Here is a 16190-nt window from a genome sequence, read left to right on the forward strand (position 1 = left end):
CTACGTCAAAACTCCAGCGTCGGCACCTTCGGCGTCAACGCCTCGCGCGCCTCAGCCACGATCTCGAACGACCGCAAACGCGCTGCATGGTCGTAGATCTGCGCGGTGATCATCAATTCATCGGCGCCGGTGTCGTCGATGAAGTTCTGCAAGCCGGCGCGCACGGTCTCGGGCGAACCGACGATGGCGCAGGACAACGAACGCTCGACGTGGGACTTCTCTTCCGGACGCCAGTAGTCTTCCATGCTCTCGCGCGGTGGATTTAGCTGGCCCGGCACGCCGCGCACCAGGTTGACAAATTGCTGCTGCAGGGACGTGAACAGCCGCTCGCCTTCACGGTCGGTCTCGGCGGCGAACACGTTCAGGCCGAGCATCACGTGCGGACGCTTCAAGGCGTCTGACGGCTTGAAGCGGGAACGATAAATTTCGACGGCCGACTTCATGAAACCCGGCGCGAAGTGCGAGGCGAACGCAAACGGCAAACCCATTTCCGCCGCCAGCTGTGCGCTGAACATGCTGGAGCCGAGCAGCCACAGCGGTACGTTCAGGCCGTAGCCCGGCACGGCGCGCACCGACTGGTACGGCGAGGCTTCCTTGAAATATTCCTGCAGCTCGACCACGTCCTGCGGGAAGGTATCGGCGCTGTCGCCGAGGTGGCGGCGCAAGGCGCGTGCGGTGCGCTGGTCGGAACCGGGCGCACGGCCAAGGCCGAGGTCGATGCGGCCGGGATAGAGCGACTCCAGCGTGCCGAACTGCTCGGCGATCACCAGCGGCGAATGGTTCGGCAGCATGATGCCGCCCGCGCCGACGCGGATGGTCTTGGTATTGGCGGCGATGTGTGAAATCACCACCGACGTGGCGGCGCTGGCGATGCCGGTCATGTTGTGATGTTCGGCCAGCCAGTAGCGGTTGTAGCCGAGCGCTTCAGCCTTCTGCGCCAGCTCCTTGCTGTTGTGGAAGGCCTGGGCGGCGGTGCTGCCCTGGTTGATCGGCGACAGGTCGAGTACGGAAAACGGAATCATGGTGGTCCTTGCTGACTCCCGTAATGGGCGTCTGAAAATAGTTACGCGATTTGCACTAGGCGATCTGAACAACCAGCTTGCCGAAGTTCTTGCCTTCGAGCAGGCCCATGAAGGCTTGCGGCGCGTTCTCCAATCCCTGCACCACGTCTTCGCGGTACTTGATCTTGCCGGCGGCAACCCAGGCGCTCATGTCCTTGAAGAACTCGGCGAAATAGCCGGCGCGCTGGTAGTAATCGAAAATGATGAAGCCCTGCATGCGGATGCGTTTGGTCAGCAGGTTGCGCGGCAGCGTGCCCAACAGGGCCGCGTTCGGGGCAACGCCGCTGTATTGCGCGATCAGGCCGCACAGCGGCACGCGCGCATGCACGTTGAGCAGCGGCAGAACGGCTTCGAAGACCTTGCCGCCGACGTTTTCAAAGTACACGTCGATGCCCTTGGGACAGGCGTCTTTCAATTGTTGCGGCAGGTCGTCGCCGCGATGATCGATGCAGGCGTCGAAGCCCAGTTCTTCCACGGCGTAGCGGCACTTCTCGGCGCCGCCGGCGATGCCGACCACGCGACAACCTTTCAGTTTGGCGATCTGGCCGACCACCGAGCCGACCGCGCCGGTGGCGGCGGCGACCACCACGGTCTCGCCCTCCTTCGGCTGGCCGATGTCGAGCAGGCCGGCATAGGCGGTGAAGCCCGGCATGCCGAACAGGCCGAGCGCATATGACGGACGCGGCATGTTCTTGTCCAGCTTGGTGGCGCCTGTGCCGTCCGAGAGGGCATAGTCCTGCCAGCCGGTGTAGGCCATGACGAGATCGCCTTCCTGGTAGTCGGGATGCTGCGACGCCACCACGCGCGAGACGGTGCCGCCGGTCATGACGGCGTCGATTTCAACGTGCGGCGCATAGGACGGCGCGTCGCTCATGCGGCCGCGCATGTAGGGATCCAGCGAAAGATAATCGGCGCGCAGCAGGAACTGGCCCGGCCCCGGCGTCGGCACGGCGGTTTCTTCCAGGCGGAAATGTTCCGGCGCGGGCGAGCCGGTCGGGCGCGACGCCAGCACGATGCGGCGATTGACGGTAGCGGATTGGGACATGGTTTTCCTTTGAAGGAGAGGCCGCCTGCCGGGTGGCATGCGGCGAAAGAATTGAATTTTTCAGCGCAGTGAAATCAGTGCGCAATCAGGGCGCCACCAGCACGCGCCGGGTGACATCCATGGCGCTCTCCAGCGCCTCGCGGTCGCGGCTGAGTTTGCTGAGCAGGCTGGCGCCCAGCCACATCTGGTACAGCATCTGCGCGGTGCGGTAAGGCTCCAGCACGGTGTGCAGCGAACCTTCGGCCACGCCCGTGCGGATGACGTCGGCAATGCGCGCGATGAAGGCTTCGGTGCCGCTGTGCAATGCCACGCGCATGTCGTCGGACAGGTCGGCCACTTCAGCGCTGAGCTTGACCACCAGGCATTTGTGCTCGGCGATTTCGCAGCATTGCGTCTCCAGCCAGTAGCCCCAGTAGGTCAAAAGACGCTCGCGTGCGGTCGAGTTCGCGTTGCCGTCCGCGTCGAATGTCTTGTCCAGCGTCAGCAGGTACTCATCGACGTATTGCTCGATCAGCTCGCGGCCGTAACGCTCCTTCGAACCGAAGTAGTGATAGAACGAGCCCTTGGGAATATCGGCGGCGGTGAGCAACTCATTGAGGCCCACGCCGGTGAAGCCCTTGTGGGCGATCAGGCGGCGGCCTGCCTGCAGGATGCTGAGTTTGGTGTCGGCGTAGGTATCTCTCATGCAGGCTATTTTACCGAAAAATTAGACCAGTCGTCTAAAGCCTGCCAAAACCGGGATTTCTGCCCATTTTCAAAAATATCAAGAAGATGATTCAAGCGCGGGACGCATTCCCAGAACAAGCTCCCCGGCCGACAATGCAATCACTTTATCAACACCGGGAGAACCCTCATGCACAATAGGAAATGGCAATCTGCGCTGACGCTGGCGCTGGCCGCCGGCGGCTTCGGCGGCATCAGTAGCGACGCAACGGCCGAAGCATCACTGCCTGCACCGCAACACGTCGCCATCGATACGTCGCCGGCCAGTACCGACACCGACGCGCGGGTGCTGGCGGCGCGTCGCTACGCGGCGTTCTGGAATACCGGCGACGCGCAATTTGCACGCCAGGCGCTGAGCCCGGCCTTCGTCGACCGCACCCTGCCTGCCGGACGTCCGCAAGGCGTCAACGGTCCTTTGCAGGCGTCGGAAGGTTTCCGCAAAGCCGTACCCGACCTCAGCGCGGAAGTGCAGGACATGACGGTGGCCGGCGATCGCGTCGCGGTGCATTTGCGTTTTCGCGGCCACTTCACCGGTGTGTTCGGCCAACTGCAAGGCAAGGGCCAGGCCATCGATTTCCAGGCGCATGACTTGTACCGGATCCAGGACGGCCGCATCGCCGAGAACTGGCATCTGGAAGACAACCTGACGCTGATGCAGCAACTCGGCGCCATCCCGCAGTAATTTCATTCCACCATCCGAAAGAACATCATGTCCGACACCACACTGCAACAACAGCAAGTCGTCGTCATCGGCGGCACCTCCGGCATCGGCCGCGCCGTCGCGCAAGAAGCGGCAGCGCGCGGCGCCGTCGTCACCGTGATCGGCCGTTCGGCCAAGGCCGGCGACAACATTCGTGCCGCCGTGGCCGACGTCACCGACAGCGCCGCACTGGCGCAAGCCTTCGCCGCCATCGGCAAGATCGACCATCTGGTATTAACCGCCGGTGCGCGCGTGGGCTCGCCCAAGCTGACCGAGCTCACCCGCGACGAACTGGAACTGGCCTTCAACGTCAAGCTGTTCGGCTCGCTGTTTGCGATCCAGGCGGCGCTGCCGTATCTGTCGCCGAACGCCTCCGTCACGCTGACCTCGGGCCTGCTGTCGCGCAAGTTCGGCCCCGGCAGCCTGCTCAAGAGCGGCCTCAACGCGGCTGTCGATGCGACCGCAAAAAGTCTCGCCAGGGAATTGGCGCCGCGCCGCGTCAACGTGGTCAGCCCGGGCGTGGTCGATACCGAATTGTGGGGCGCAGCCGGCGCCGAATCGCGCGTGGCCGCCATGGCGCGTATCGGCAAGGGCTTGCCGGTCGGCCGCGTGGGCACAGTGCAGGATCTGGCGCAGGCATATATGTTTGCAATGGAAAACGGCTTCGTCAGCGGCGCCGTGATTGATGTCGAAGGCGGAGGATTAGTATCATGAGCAATAACGCCCCCTTGAAAGACGCTGCCCTGTTCTCGCCCTTGCAGCTGGGTCCGGTGGCACTGTCGAACCGCATCGTGATGGCGCCGATGACGCGCGCCCGCTCCTCGCAGCCGGGCAATATCCCGAATCGGATGATGGCCGAGTATTACGCACAGCGCGCCGCAGCCGGCCTGATCGTGACCGAGGCGACACAGATATCGAAACAGAGCCAGGGCTATTCATTCACCCCGGGTATCCATACTCAGGAACAGATCGATGGCTGGAAGCTGGTGACTGACGCCGTGCACAAGGCCGGCGGACGCATCTTCGTACAGCTGTGGCATGTCGGCCGGGTATCGCATCCGGTATTCCATGACGGCGCCGCGCCGGTGGCGCCGTCGGCGATCCAGCCGCGCGGCACGCAAGTGTGGATCGTGGGCGATGACGGCGTCGGCCGCATGGTCGATACGCCCATGCCGCGCGCACTGACGGTGGACGAAATCGGCGGCATCGTCGGCGACTTCCGCCAGGCTGCAGCCAATGCGATGGCGGCCGGTTTCGACGGCATCGAACTGCACGGCGGCAACGGCTACCTGATCGATCAGTTCCTGCGCACCGTGTCCAATCATCGCACTGATCAGTACGGCGGCAGCGTTGACAACCGCGTGCGCTTCCTGCGCGAAGTGGTGGCGGCGGTGTCGGAGGAAATCGGCGCGCACCGCGTCGGCGTGCGTCTCGCTCCGCACATCACATTCAAGGACATGGCCGATCCGGCAATCGTCGATACGATTTTGCATGCCGCCGCCGAACTGGAAAAGCAGAACGTCGCCTACATCCACTTGTCGGAAGCCGACTGGGACGATGCGCCGACGATTCCGGAAGACTTCCGCCATCGGCTGCGCGCCGCCTACTCGGGCCGCATCATCGTGGCCGGACGCTACGACAAGGAACGTGCGGGGAAAATTCTGTCCGATGGACTGGCCGACCTGGTGGCCTTCGGCCGACCGTTTGTCGCCAATCCGGACTTGCCGAAGCGCTTGCAAGAGAATCTGGCGCTGGCTGATCTCGACGGCGCCTCGCTGTTCGGCGGCGACCGGCGCGGGTATACCGATTATTCGCCGGCTTAGAGTCCGAGACCCAGCTCGTCGAGTTCTGTCGCCGCCGTGGCGAAGCGCTCCTGCAGGAAATCCAGCAGCAGCTTGACGCGCGGCGGCTGGTGCTGGTTGCGGTGATACAGGGCATGCAGCGGCGCCGGCGCCGACAGCTTGTCGCGCAAGACGATGCGCAGGCGTTCCGCCCGCACGTCGGCGACGATGTCGAGCGCCGACTTGTACGCGTAGCCGCGTCCCTGCACCGCCCACTTGCGCAGGATCTCGCCGTCGTTGGTTTCATGATAGTGCTCGAGCTGGATGGTCTCGACGCGCTTGCCGCTCTGGAACTGCCAGACGTTCATCGGCCCGGCCGAGGTCGTCAGCACCAGCGCAGGTCGCTGTGCAAGTTGCGACAATTCCTGCAACGGACCGAAATGGTCGTCGCAGCCCGGCGCCACGCAGATCACGCGGCGATTCGGCACCAGCGTGCGCGCCACCATGCTGCTGTCGACCAGCTTGCCGTAGCGGATGGCGACGTCGACATCGTCGAGCACCAGGTTGGCGTGCGAATCGGTCAGCGCCAGCACGAAACGCACGTCGGGATACTGTTGTGAAAATTCCAGCAGGTAATCCTGCAGCAGATTGCGGCCCAGATCGGATGGGGCCGAGATGCGCACCGTGCCTTGCACCAGTTTCTTGCCGGCCTGCAGCTGATGCTCGGCTTCGGTGATGGCGTCGATGGCTTGCTGGCAGTAATACTGGTACAGCCGCCCTTCTTCCGTGAGCCGCAACTGGCGCGTGGTGCGCTCGAACAGCTTGACGCCGAGCGACTGCTCCAGCCTTTGCATGGCCGCGCTGGAAGCCGCCGGCGACAGTCCCGCCTTGCGCCCGGCGGCGGAAAAGCTGCCGGCGGAAGCGGCGCTCAAGAACAGACGCATGTCGCTCAGACGATCCATGGCGCAAGAAAGTAGTGGCTGAAACCGCCGATTATTACATCAACCGGCACGATTCCGATGCAACGGCTTCAGGAAAATCGGCCAGGCGATCAAAGCGCCGGCGGCGCCCGCCAGCCACACGGCCGGCCACGATTGCCACGCCAGCAAGGCCGGCACCGCCTGCGCCGCCAGGAAGAACACCAGGAACACGCAGGTATTGCCCAGTCCCAGCGCCGTGCCGACCTGGCGTGGCCCGGCCAGCGTCGCCAGCTCGGTGTAGGCCACGCCATGCCAGGCCGACGCGCACACACCGCCCGCCACCAACAGCAGCGCGATCGCCGCCAGCACCCACTGCGGCCACACGGCAGGAGCCAGTGCGGCCGCCGTACCGAGCGCGATGTACAACGCCACGCTGAGCGCGCTGCAGGCACGCAGATAGCGACGGCGATTGCCATGGCGGTCAGTCCAGCGACCGCTCCACACGCGCATCACCGCCGCGCCGATCTGGATCGCCGCCATGGTCGCACTGATCAGTCCCAATCCCGCGTGACCGATGTCGTGCAGGAAGATGGTGGCGAAGGTCAGCACCGACACTTGCGGAAAACACAGGATGCCGATCGCCATCGCCACGCGCCAGACTTCGATGTTGCGCAGGGCGCTGCGATCCGGCGGTGCAGCGGTCACGGATGACGGCGCCGCCGGTGGCTCATGCAGCCACAGCCACGCCATTCCTGCGCTGAGCAGGCAGAACAATGCCAGCAAGCCATACACGGCGGCGAAACCATACGCCGCAGCGAGCGACGGCAGTACCAGCGCGCCGACGCCGCCGCCGACCGGCACCGCGGTCTGACGGATGCTCATCGCCAGGCCGCGTTCGCCTTCACGGAACCAGCCCATCACCGCGCGGCCGCTGGAACCATTGACGCTGCCGCCGAGCAGGCCAACCGTCAGCAAGCCCAGCGCCAGCAGCCACAGCGGTGGAATGCCGGCGCCGCCGGGCGCGACGCAGGCGGCCATCACCGCCAGCGCCAGCGCGGTCGAAATCAATCCGCACAACAGCACGCGCCGGTCGCCCCAGCGATCGGTCAACACGCCCCACGGCAATTCGCTCACGGCCACGCCCAATCCGAGCGAGCCCAGCGCCAAGCCGAGTTGGGTATTGTCGAGCCGGTAATCGGCGCGCATGAAAATCGCCGTCACCGGAATGCCGGCAAAGGCCGCCGAAAAGCTGGCGTTGGCGAGCACGCCGATACCGAGGATTTTCCAGCGATGGCTGTCCTTGCGCAGGACGGGCGCGCCCGCGTCCGGTTGTGTTGCAGGGTTCATGAAGCGACTCCAAGGTAATTTGACAGCCTCAGTGTGCCGTGCCAACATGCGTCCAAAATGACATAAAAACCTCCTTTTTGGACAACCTGCTTGTTGGACGCACCTCTCTCATGCGCAAAATCGGATTCCTGCTGTTCCTCGATTGCAGCCTGCTCGACTTCACCGGTCCGCTGACCGCCTTCGACGTCGCCAACCGTCTCCATGAAGGTGACGGCAAAAGCAGACCGTACCAATTGCGCGTGATGTCGGAGCAAGGCGGCATGCTGGAAAGCGCGTCCGGCACGGCAGTCGTCACGCATCCGCTGGACCGCAGCGCGTTCGACACGCTGATCGTGGCCGGCGGCGCCGGACCGCGCGAAGGCGTGCTGTCGGAGACTCTGCTGGAATACACGCGCCATGCAGCAAGCAAGGCGCGCCGCGTCGCCAGCGTCTGCACCGGCGCCTTCGTGCTGGCGGCGGCCGGGCTACTAGAGGGAAAGCGCGCCACCACGCACTGGCGCATGGCGGCGCGTTTGCAGCGCATGCATCCGTCGGTGCAGGTCGACAGCGACAAGATCTTCATCAAGGATGGCGACGTCTGGACCTCCGCCGGCATCTCGGCCGGCATCGACCTGGCATTGGCGCTGATTGAAGAAGACCTCGGTGTGGAATTGGCGCGCGCGGTGGCAAGGGAGCTGGTGGTGTATCACCGCCGTCCGGGCGGCCAGTCGCAGTTTTCCAATCTGCTGGAAATGGACCCGCCCTCGGGAAGAATCCGCGAGACCTTGAGCTATGCGCGTAACCATCTGCACGAGTCGCTGACGGCGGAACGCCTGGCCGAAATAGCCTGCCTGAGCCGCCGCCAGTTCGACCGCGCCTTCAGCGCCGAGACCGGCCAGACCCCCGCCAAAGCAATCGAAAAACTGCGCGCCGAAGCCGCGCGGCCAAGGGTGGAAGCAGGAGAAGAATCACTGGAAAGCATCGCGAGAGCAGTAGGCTTCGACGACCCGGAACGCATGCGCCGCGCGTTCCTGCGCGTGTTTGGTTATCCGCCGCAGGCGATCAGGCGTGCGCAGAGAAGGCAGGAAGCGCTGTATCTTTGAAGTGGAAGAAAGACGAAAAAAGAAAGAAGCGATGCCGAAGGCGAGCCAGCAAGGCAATGCGAAGCGAGCCGAAAAAAGAATTCCGCTTATGAGTCGCCGTTGGCGACGTGCTCAAATCGGAAAAAGAAGGGAAACTTGTCTGAGCGCAGCGAGTTTGTTTCCCTTCCCGATTTGAGCGCGGCGCCAACGGGCACCCCGCAAAGCGGGGCGGCGAATCGCGGTCGCCTTCTTTTGCTTACTTTTCTTGGCGAGACAAGAAAAGTGAGCGGCTGCCGGGCCGCCCCCGGCAACCCCGGTCGTCCGAAGAAAGAGCAGTATCAGTTACGAAGATCAGCTACGAAGATCCGCTACGAAGAAACGGACTAACCGTTCACGCCCGAACCAACCTCAACCGAGTAATCTCCGAAGGCGCCAACAAGCGCTTGGGCGGCCCCCAATATCCAGTCCCGCGACTGGTATAAACCCACAAATTCCGCAACCGGTTCAACCCCGCAACATAAGGCTGCTGCAACGGCACAAAGAAATTCCACGGAAAGAACTGCCCCCCGTGCGTATGCCCCGACAACTGCAAATCAAACCCCGCATCCGCCGCCGCAGCAGCCGACCGCGGCTGATGCGCCAACAACACCTTGGCAGCACTCACCGGCGCATTGCGAATTGCTGCGTGCGGATCACTACGCTGGCTCTCATCGAAATGATGCGCGGTGAAATCGGTGACCCCCGCCAGCACCAGCGGTGAACCGCCATGATCGAGCACCACGTGTTCGTTCAACAGCACGGTCAAACCGAGTCGGCGCACTTCCGCAATCCAGGCCGGCGCGTTGGAATAATACTCATGATTGCCGGTGACGAAATAAGCGCCGTGACGTGCACGCAATTGCGCCAGCGGCGCAGTGTGTTCTGAGAGTTGCTGCACACTGCCGTCGACCAGGTCGCCGGTGATCGCCACCAGGTCCGCCTTGAGTTCATTGACCTTGTCGACGATGGCGCGCAGGTAGCGCTTCTTGATCGTGGGACCGACGTGGATGTCGCTGATCTGCACGATGGTGAAACCCTGCAACGCGTGCGGCAGGTCGGCGATCGGCACATCGATGTTGACCACTTCGGCCAGCCGCCGTGCGTTCATGTAACCCACCACGGTCAGCAGCAAGGCGCAACCGATCACGGCGCGCGCCGAGCTTTCGATAATCTCGGGCGTGACAACATGCAGCAGGGACAACACCAGCAAGGCCAGCTCGCGCACGATGGTCAGCAGCAACAGGGAAGAGAACAGGCCCATGACCAGCATGCCGACCCAGGCCAGCCGGTCCGACAGCGGTTGCTGCTTGATCCCCCGCGCCAGCAGGCCGGCCGGGATCAGCACAAACGACAGCACCAGCAACAGCGCGCCGACGCCCTGCCAGGCCGCATCAATGCCGAGCGCCGGCAACAGGCGCCAACCTATCAGAGCATGCAGCGCGCCCATGACGGAGAGGACGAATACGATGGTGAAACGTGACGGCATGGGGCCTCGCAAAGGGAGATGTGTTGGCGTGCATGTTGGTATGCATGCGGTGTTTTCAATGGCGGTTTTTACGTAGCTGACGGCAGGCTGAATGACTGCAACTCAGTTGTCGGCATGAATGCTGACCGGATTGTCATCGTTTTACCGCGCAATGCAAAGCAGTAAAAAATATTTTCACCAGTGCACAATATTCCGCTCGCCCGTACGTCTTCACCTGCATGTCTGCATTGTTGCGAACAGGGGAAGTCATGAACAAGTCAAAGATTCCATCAGCTACATCCATTGCACCGGTACGCCGTGTCGTCGTGGCCGGCGCCAACAGTCCCACCGGCCGCTTGTTGCTGTTGCTGCTGCGCGATGCCGACGTCCACGTCACCGCCTTGGTGCGCGAACCGGTGCGGCTGACGGCCGATGAAACCGTGGCCCACTGGACTCACAGCGAACGCAGCTTTGAGGTCATCGCCGAAGCCGATGCGGTGGTGTTGCTGACCGGCACCTCAGGCTCCTGTTCAGAGGACTGGAAAGCGTATCAGCAAGGCATGGTGGATACAGCCGAGCGCATCGCTGCGGCGGTCGGTACGCGCCACACGCGCGTGGTGTATTTTTCGCACGTCGACGCCGACGCCGAAGCGGACAACTGGCATCTCAAGGCCAAAGGTCTGGCAGAACGCATGCTGACGCGGCTGCACAACAGCGTGATCTTTCGCATCGGTCCGGTGGTGCGCGGCAGTCCGCATCCCTTGCCGTTCGAGTTGTCGCTGCAGCAACGCGTGCCGGGCGAAACGGTATTGCTGGCCGGCGACGGCGAGCAACGTTGCCGCCCCATCAACCTCGGCGACGTCGCTACCATCGCCGAAGCCGCCGCGCTGGGCGAAGGCGATGCCGGAGTCTACGAATTGGGCGGTCCGGAAGACTACAGCCTGGCTGAGCTGGCGCAACTGGTCAATGGTCGCCAGGTGCCGCTGCGCTGTGTGAGCGTGGAACAGTTTTCAGCGCAGCGCGGCGTGTCGGCCACCATGGTCGGCCTGATGACGCGCAACTGTGCGCCGCATGCGACGGAAAACACCGCCGCACGTTTCGGCGTGCAGTTGACGCCCTTGTCGCTGGCATGGCCGCTGGATGATCCCGACAGTTTCGACGAAGATACGGCGATTGCGCCGGCCGCCATTTTCAGCTTCGCTCAGAATCCGTAAAGCGCCGCTGGGTTGTCGACCAGGATGCGCGTGCGCACTTCGGCCGACGGCGCCCATGCCGGCAACAGGTCGAGCAAGGCACGATTGGATGGCTGCGGATTGCGGCCGGGATGTGGCCAGTTGCTGGCCCACAGGCAGCGCTCGGGAAACTCGCGCGCAAAGGTTTGGGCCAGCGCGCTGACGTCTGCATAATCCGGTGCGCCGGTTTGCGAGGTCTCGTACGGCGCCGACAACTTGATCCAGCAACGTCCCGTATCCAACAGGCGCAACAGGCTTTGCATGGCGGGATGATCGGGCGCCACCGGCTTGAGGAATTTGCCGTTGTGGTCGATCACGATGCGGCACGGCAAGGACTTCAGCACGTCTTCGTAGTGTTCAAAATCGCGGCCGTCGATCTGCAGGTTGATGTTCCAGCCGAACGGCGCAATTTTGGCGGCAATCGGTTCCAGCATGTCCCAGCGCATCACGCCGCCGCCATTGGCCACCATCATGAAACGCACGCCGCGCACACCGGCCCGGTCCAGCGCGGCAAGTTCGCTTTCGGCAATCTCCGCAGGCACCGTAACGATGGCGCGCGCACTGCCCTGCGCCTGTCCCAGCGCATCGAGCGTGCAGCGGTTGTCGAAGCCGTAGCCGGTCGGCTGCACGATCACCGCGCGCGTCAGGCCGAGCGCCCGTTGTTCGCGTTGGTAGTCGGACCACAGCGATTGCGGCGGCCTGGAAGGCGCCGTCGGCATCAGTTCAAAACGCGTGTAATCGTAAATGTGGATGTGGCAGTCGCAGGCGCCGTCCGATATCACGTTGGAAGTCATGAACTGTCTCCGCTGATCTTATTGTGCTGCGCTGAACCGCGTCAGCCGGTGCGCCTGATCGGCATTGACCGCGCCCTCGGGCAAACGACCGGCAAGAATTGCCGCCACCTGGTTGACCGTGTCCATGGCCTGGTGTTCGGCTGCCTGCGGCGTCAGGCCGCCGATGTGCGGCGTGGCGATCACACGCGGATGGCGCGCCAGCAGCGGCGATGGCATCTGGTCCGGCGCCATGCCGACGTCGATTGCGGCGGCGGCGATGACGCCATGATTAAGCGCCTGCAGCAGCGCCGCTTCATCGACCAGCTCGCCGCGCGACGCGTTGATGAAGAAGGCCGATGCCTGCATCTTTGCAAATGCTGCGGCGTTGAACAGCTGCGCCGTTTCGGCCGTGGCCGGGGCCAGGCAAACTACATAATCGGATTGCGCCAGCATGGCGTCGAAGCTGGTCGCCACATGCGCCGGCTCGGTGATGTTTGCATACGGATCGGCAACGGCGATCTTCATGCCCAGCGCCTGCGCGACGCGGCACAGGTATTGGCCGATGGTGCCGTAGCCGGCCACGCCCAGCGTGGCGCCGCGCAATTCGCGGCCCATCCTCACGGCGGGCACGATACCGTTGCGATAAGCCAGCGCAGCGTCGCTGATGCCGCGGCTGAGATCGAACATGGCGGCCAGCACCCATTCCGCCACCGAGGCGGCGAAACCCGGTGTGGCGCGTGTGACCAGCACGCCGTTACGACTGGCGGCGGCGACGTCGATGGTGCGGATATCGACCGCACCACGGCAATAGGTGGCCAGTTGCGGCAGTTGATCGAAGACCTCGGCGGTGGCCGCCGGGATGCGCGGCGCGACGATGATGTCGCAGCCGGCGGCGGCGCGCACCAGGTCGGTTGGCGTCAGCGGCGTTTCGCTGTCATTCAGGCGTACCGTTCCGAGCGCCTGCAACAGCGCCAGCGGTTTGTCGCCATAGTAGTTCGCACGCGTCTCGGGGGAGTACGCGAGGTAGATGTCGGCCATGTCTCTGAATTTGTTTTTCAGCGCAGCTTGATCTCGACGTAGCGGTTGCGCGGCTCCGGCACGCCTTTCTTGGCCGGGAAGCGCGGTTCGCGCGAGCCCTTGCCAATCACTTCGATGCTGATCAGATTGACTTTAGCACGTATCAGTTCGCTCTCGACCAGCTTGGCGCGACGCACCGACAGCGTGTCGTTGAAGGCGTCGCTGCCGATGTTGTCGGCGTGACCGATCACGAGGAATTCACCAGCCGGGAACTGCTTGAACTCATCAATTGCCTGGTCGAGGAATTTGCGCGAGGCCGGCGTCAGGCGATCACGCCCGAGTTCGAACTGCAGCACATAGGTGCGCGGACGCATTGGCAGGTTTTCCATCACCGGTGCGTAGCGCTTGTTGATGTCGGCTTCGCTCAGCGTGACCGTCTTGCCGGCCTTGCCTGCCTGCGTCTCGACCGAGGCGTACGGCGTGGCCAATGCGGTCTCCCCGCCGCCGGACTTGACTACGATGCTGCTGGACGAGCCGTCCGCTTGCGGCAACAGCACGAAGCGTTCCTTCGGTCCGGCGCAGGCGGCCAGCAGCAGCATCAGCGCACCCGGCGCCAGCAAGCGGGTGAGTTTTTCGATCAGCTTATTTTCTGTCAACTTATTCATCGGCCACCTCCACGATAAAGTCGGTGCCGCGAATGCCGATGGTGGCCGTCGGCGTCAGGACTTGCTGGCGTTCCGGCGCATGCTTGCCGATCAGGCCGGTGACGTAGCGCAGCGTGCCCTTGACCACGCGCACGGCAACATTGCCTTCGCCCGAGCTGGTGTCGAAATTGTATTGTTCCAGCAGGAAGTTGCTCTTGGGGCCAAGCGACAGCAAGGTGTCGTCGCGCAGCGTGATGCCGATGGCGCCGCCCTCGGCGGTGACCACGCGGTCGCCGGAAAAGACGCGGTCGCCGACACGGGCGGCCGAAGGCTGGTCACGGCGCAGCAGTTGGACGTTGCCGCTGACGACTTTGACGATGCCGGCCTGGACATAGTCCTGCACTTGCGCGTGCGCGACGTTGCCGGCGCAGCCTAAACAGATGAACAAGGCGGCCGACATGAAGACGCGATATGTGTGATTTCCCGATCCCATGATTCCCCGTTTTTTTGGTGTGTTTCTTTGTGGGCGCCTCTGCGAGCGCAGAGTTGGCGCATTATAGCGCCGTTATTGCCCCATGGAAGCATTGCCGTACACCAATCGCGAGGCTGAAAGGCGCTCTGGGCGGGGATTTCGCGTTTTTGCCGCGATCCCCTGCGGCAAAAATTGCTGCATCGCGCTGTCAATCTCGGCGCGAGAAGAGGATAATGGCAGGTCACGCTGTTTTTTCAAGGCCGGCCGCCCGGGATTGCCGTTTCCCCCACGATCTCTTTTGCGCGCGGCCGCCATCATTACGGAAGTACATATTTTGACTACGACAAGAAGCAAACGCTGGAATGGCAACATCGACACCCTGAAAGCGCCCTACCTGACAGGCGTCCTCACCCAGATGGGCATTTACGGCGAGCGCGTCCAGTTCGCGCTGGTCACGTCCGGCAACGGTCCGCGTTATCAATTGACCAACACTGCCGGCAAGAAAATGGCCTTCGACGGCAACCATCACCTGCATCATCCGGAAGAAGGCGAATTCGCGCCGGGCAACGCCACCGGCGTGTTCACCCTGGATCAGGTCAGGCTGGCCAAGGTCGGCGGCAGCAAGACCACCCGCACGCTGAGCACCGGCGGCGTCAAGCGCGCCAGCACCACGCGTGCGCCGAGCGCCGCGACACGCGCCAAGGACCAGGTCGACAGCGACAAGTACGAATACTTCAAGGCCAACCGCGCGACCCTGCCGGACACCATCGGCGAGCACTCGGAAGAAATCACCACGCTGATGCGCGGCGGCATGCCGGCCGAACAGGCTTTCGGCGAAATCGTCAAAAAGTATTTCTGAACCGGTACTTCTGAGCTGACCGGCATGGTCGGCTTGGTCGGCATCAATGAAAAACGGGAGCCCTTGGGCTCCCGTTTTTCATGCGCGACTGATTGCGATGACGGTCAGTAAATTTCCGGCACCAGGATCTCGCTCGACACTTCACGGCGGAAGTAATCGTCGTGGCGCTCGCGCTCCGGCAACGAAATCGGCGCGTGCTCAACTTCGCCGTACGGCATCTGGTTCAACAGATGATGGATGCAGTTCAGACGCGCTTTCTTCTTGTCGACGGCCTGCACCACCCACCATGGCGCTTCGGCGATGTGGGTGCGCTCGAGCATGACTTCCTTGGCGCGGGTGTAGTCCTCCCAGCGGCGGCGCGACTCCAGATCCATCGGGCTCAGTTTCCACTGCTTGAGTGGATCGTGGATGCGACTGAGGAAGCGCATGTGCTGCTCTTCGTCCGTAATCGAGAACCAGTACTTGATCAGCTGGATGCCGGAACGCACCAGCATGCGTTCGAATTCCGGCGCGGAACGGAAGAATTCTTCGTACTGATCGTCGCTGCAAAAGCCCATCACGCGCTCGACGCCGGCGCGGTTGTACCAGCTGCGGTCGAACAGCACGATTTCCCCGGCGGCCGGCAGGTGCGATACATAGCGCTGGAAATACCATTGCGTGCGCTCGCGGTCGTTCGGCGCCGGCAGCGCGGCGACGCGGCATACGCGCGGGTTGAGGCGCTGGGTGATGCGCTTGATGACGCCGCCTTTGCCTGCCGCATCGCGGCCTTCAAACAGGATCACCACCTTGTGCCCGGTGGCGACCACCCAGTCCTGCAACTTGACCAGTTCGGCCTGCAGGCGGAACAGCTCGCGGAAATACAGGCGGCGGTCGGCCTTGTCCTGTTCGCTGACGGCGTCGACGCCGCCGGCCAGTTGCTCGATCGTGCGGTCTTCGATTTCCAGTTCCAGCTCTTCATCGTAGCTGTCGGCAAGCTCGCGATGAATGCGGCGCACCAGTTCTTCGTCGTTCATTTTTTCTCCATCAGAGGATGCCTGAATAGCCTGAATGG

General features: G+C 63.3%; 18 protein-coding genes. 7 read left to right on the top strand and 11 right to left on the bottom strand.

Translation table 11 applies throughout. From position 1 onward, the window contains the following. Positions 1 to 5: 5 nt before the first annotated feature. The 3 genes from ACIROW_RS23365 to ACIROW_RS23375 form a co-directional block, all read right to left on the bottom strand. On the bottom strand, positions 6 to 1022 hold the full coding sequence (locus tag ACIROW_RS23365) for an LLM class flavin-dependent oxidoreductase (protein WP_402279430.1): 1017 nt from the start codon (positions 1020 to 1022) through the stop codon (positions 6 to 8). Positions 1023 to 1077: 55 nt separating this feature from the next. Further along, the gene (locus ACIROW_RS23370) at positions 1078 to 2106 is read right to left on the bottom strand and encodes an NADP-dependent oxidoreductase (RefSeq protein ID WP_402279432.1); all 1029 of its coding nucleotides are present in this window, start codon (positions 2104 to 2106) and stop codon (positions 1078 to 1080) included. Positions 2107 to 2191: 85 nt separating this feature from the next. Next, entirely contained in the window at positions 2192 to 2791 is a 600-nt protein-coding gene (locus tag ACIROW_RS23375; protein WP_402279434.1) for a TetR/AcrR family transcriptional regulator, read from the bottom strand. A 168-nt stretch (positions 2792 to 2959) separates the two neighbouring features. Here ACIROW_RS23375 and ACIROW_RS23380 point away from each other — a divergent pair, with 168 nt between their 5' ends. From ACIROW_RS23380 to ACIROW_RS23390, 3 genes are read left to right on the top strand one after another with little or no spacing between them, the layout of a single operon-like run. Next, a complete protein-coding gene (locus ACIROW_RS23380; protein ID WP_402279437.1) occupies positions 2960 to 3511 on the top strand; it encodes an ester cyclase in 552 nt (183 codons plus the stop codon). A 27-nt stretch (positions 3512 to 3538) separates the two neighbouring features. Then, positions 3539 to 4243 carry an SDR family oxidoreductase gene (locus tag ACIROW_RS23385; RefSeq protein ID WP_402279439.1) on the top strand — a complete coding sequence of 235 codons (705 nt, stop codon included), beginning with the start codon at positions 3539 to 3541 and terminating at the stop codon, positions 4241 to 4243. After that, the gene (locus tag ACIROW_RS23390) at positions 4240 to 5352 is read left to right on the top strand and encodes an alkene reductase (protein ID WP_402279442.1); all 1113 of its coding nucleotides are present in this window, start codon (positions 4240 to 4242) and stop codon (positions 5350 to 5352) included. Before ACIROW_RS23385 ends, ACIROW_RS23390 begins: the two co-directional genes overlap by 4 nt. Here the strand turns inward: ACIROW_RS23390 and ACIROW_RS23395 are convergent. Both ACIROW_RS23395 and ACIROW_RS23400 read right to left on the bottom strand, forming a co-directional pair. After that, positions 5349 to 6254, bottom strand: a complete 906-nt coding sequence (locus ACIROW_RS23395) for a LysR substrate-binding domain-containing protein (protein ID WP_402279444.1) — start codon at positions 6252 to 6254, stop codon at positions 5349 to 5351. The genes ACIROW_RS23390 and ACIROW_RS23395 overlap by 4 nt on opposite strands. A 57-nt stretch (positions 6255 to 6311) precedes the next feature. After that, complete coding sequence (locus ACIROW_RS23400; RefSeq protein ID WP_402279447.1) at positions 6312 to 7577, bottom strand: MFS transporter; 1266 nt, start codon at positions 7575 to 7577, stop codon at positions 6312 to 6314. 110 nt (positions 7578 to 7687) lie between these two features. On the opposite strand from ACIROW_RS23400, the gene ACIROW_RS23405 reads away from it, so the two are divergent. Next, positions 7688 to 8659, top strand: a complete 972-nt coding sequence (locus tag ACIROW_RS23405) for a GlxA family transcriptional regulator (protein ID WP_402279450.1) — start codon at positions 7688 to 7690, stop codon at positions 8657 to 8659. 135 nt (positions 8660 to 8794) lie between these two features. Then, positions 8795 to 9025 (top strand): hypothetical protein, encoded by a 231-nt coding sequence (locus ACIROW_RS23410; RefSeq protein WP_402279453.1) that lies wholly within the window; start codon positions 8795 to 8797, stop codon positions 9023 to 9025. A 4-nt stretch (positions 9026 to 9029) separates the two neighbouring features. Here ACIROW_RS23410 and ACIROW_RS23415 read toward each other — a convergent pair whose 3' ends face one another. Beyond that, positions 9030 to 10163, bottom strand: coding sequence for a metallophosphoesterase (locus ACIROW_RS23415; RefSeq protein ID WP_402279455.1), 1134 nt, complete (start codon positions 10161 to 10163; stop codon positions 9030 to 9032). A gap of 248 nt (positions 10164 to 10411) precedes the next feature. Between ACIROW_RS23415 and ACIROW_RS23420 the strand changes: the two genes are divergently transcribed. Continuing rightward, positions 10412 to 11356 carry an SDR family oxidoreductase gene (locus ACIROW_RS23420; RefSeq protein ID WP_402279457.1) on the top strand — a complete coding sequence of 315 codons (945 nt, stop codon included), beginning with the start codon at positions 10412 to 10414 and terminating at the stop codon, positions 11354 to 11356. Here ACIROW_RS23420 and ACIROW_RS23425 read toward each other — a convergent pair. Genes ACIROW_RS23425 through ACIROW_RS23440 form a run of 4 tightly spaced genes read right to left on the bottom strand, consistent with a single transcriptional unit; the run spans position 11344 to position 14301 of the window. Beyond that, positions 11344 to 12168 (bottom strand): amidohydrolase family protein, encoded by an 825-nt coding sequence (locus ACIROW_RS23425; RefSeq protein WP_402279459.1) that lies wholly within the window; start codon positions 12166 to 12168, stop codon positions 11344 to 11346. The genes ACIROW_RS23420 and ACIROW_RS23425 overlap by 13 nt on opposite strands. 18 nt (positions 12169 to 12186) lie before the next feature. Next, positions 12187 to 13185 (bottom strand): NAD(P)-dependent oxidoreductase, encoded by a 999-nt coding sequence (locus ACIROW_RS23430; RefSeq protein WP_402279461.1) that lies wholly within the window; start codon positions 13183 to 13185, stop codon positions 12187 to 12189. A gap of 17 nt (positions 13186 to 13202) precedes the next feature. Continuing rightward, the gene (locus ACIROW_RS23435) at positions 13203 to 13829 is read right to left on the bottom strand and encodes an OmpA family protein (RefSeq protein WP_402279463.1); all 627 of its coding nucleotides are present in this window, start codon (positions 13827 to 13829) and stop codon (positions 13203 to 13205) included. Next, on the bottom strand, positions 13822 to 14301 hold the full coding sequence (locus ACIROW_RS23440) for a FecR domain-containing protein (RefSeq protein ID WP_402279464.1): 480 nt from the start codon (positions 14299 to 14301) through the stop codon (positions 13822 to 13824). Before ACIROW_RS23440 ends, ACIROW_RS23435 begins: the two co-directional genes overlap by 8 nt. Positions 14302 to 14614: 313 nt before the next feature. Between ACIROW_RS23440 and ACIROW_RS23445 the strand changes: the two genes are divergently transcribed. Further along, positions 14615 to 15139, top strand: coding sequence for a hypothetical protein (locus ACIROW_RS23445; protein ID WP_402279466.1), 525 nt, complete (start codon positions 14615 to 14617; stop codon positions 15137 to 15139). Positions 15140 to 15243: 104 nt separating this feature from the next. Here ACIROW_RS23445 and ppk2 read toward each other — a convergent pair whose 3' ends face one another. Then, the gene (gene ppk2, locus ACIROW_RS23450; RefSeq protein ID WP_402279468.1) at positions 15244 to 16152 is read right to left on the bottom strand and encodes a polyphosphate kinase 2; all 909 of its coding nucleotides are present in this window, start codon (positions 16150 to 16152) and stop codon (positions 15244 to 15246) included. Positions 16153 to 16190 lie beyond the last annotated feature (38 nt).

Origin of the sequence: Herbaspirillum sp. NPDC101397 (assembly GCF_044767325.1) — a bacterium.
GTDB lineage: Bacteria > Pseudomonadota > Gammaproteobacteria > Burkholderiales > Burkholderiaceae_D > Herbaspirillum.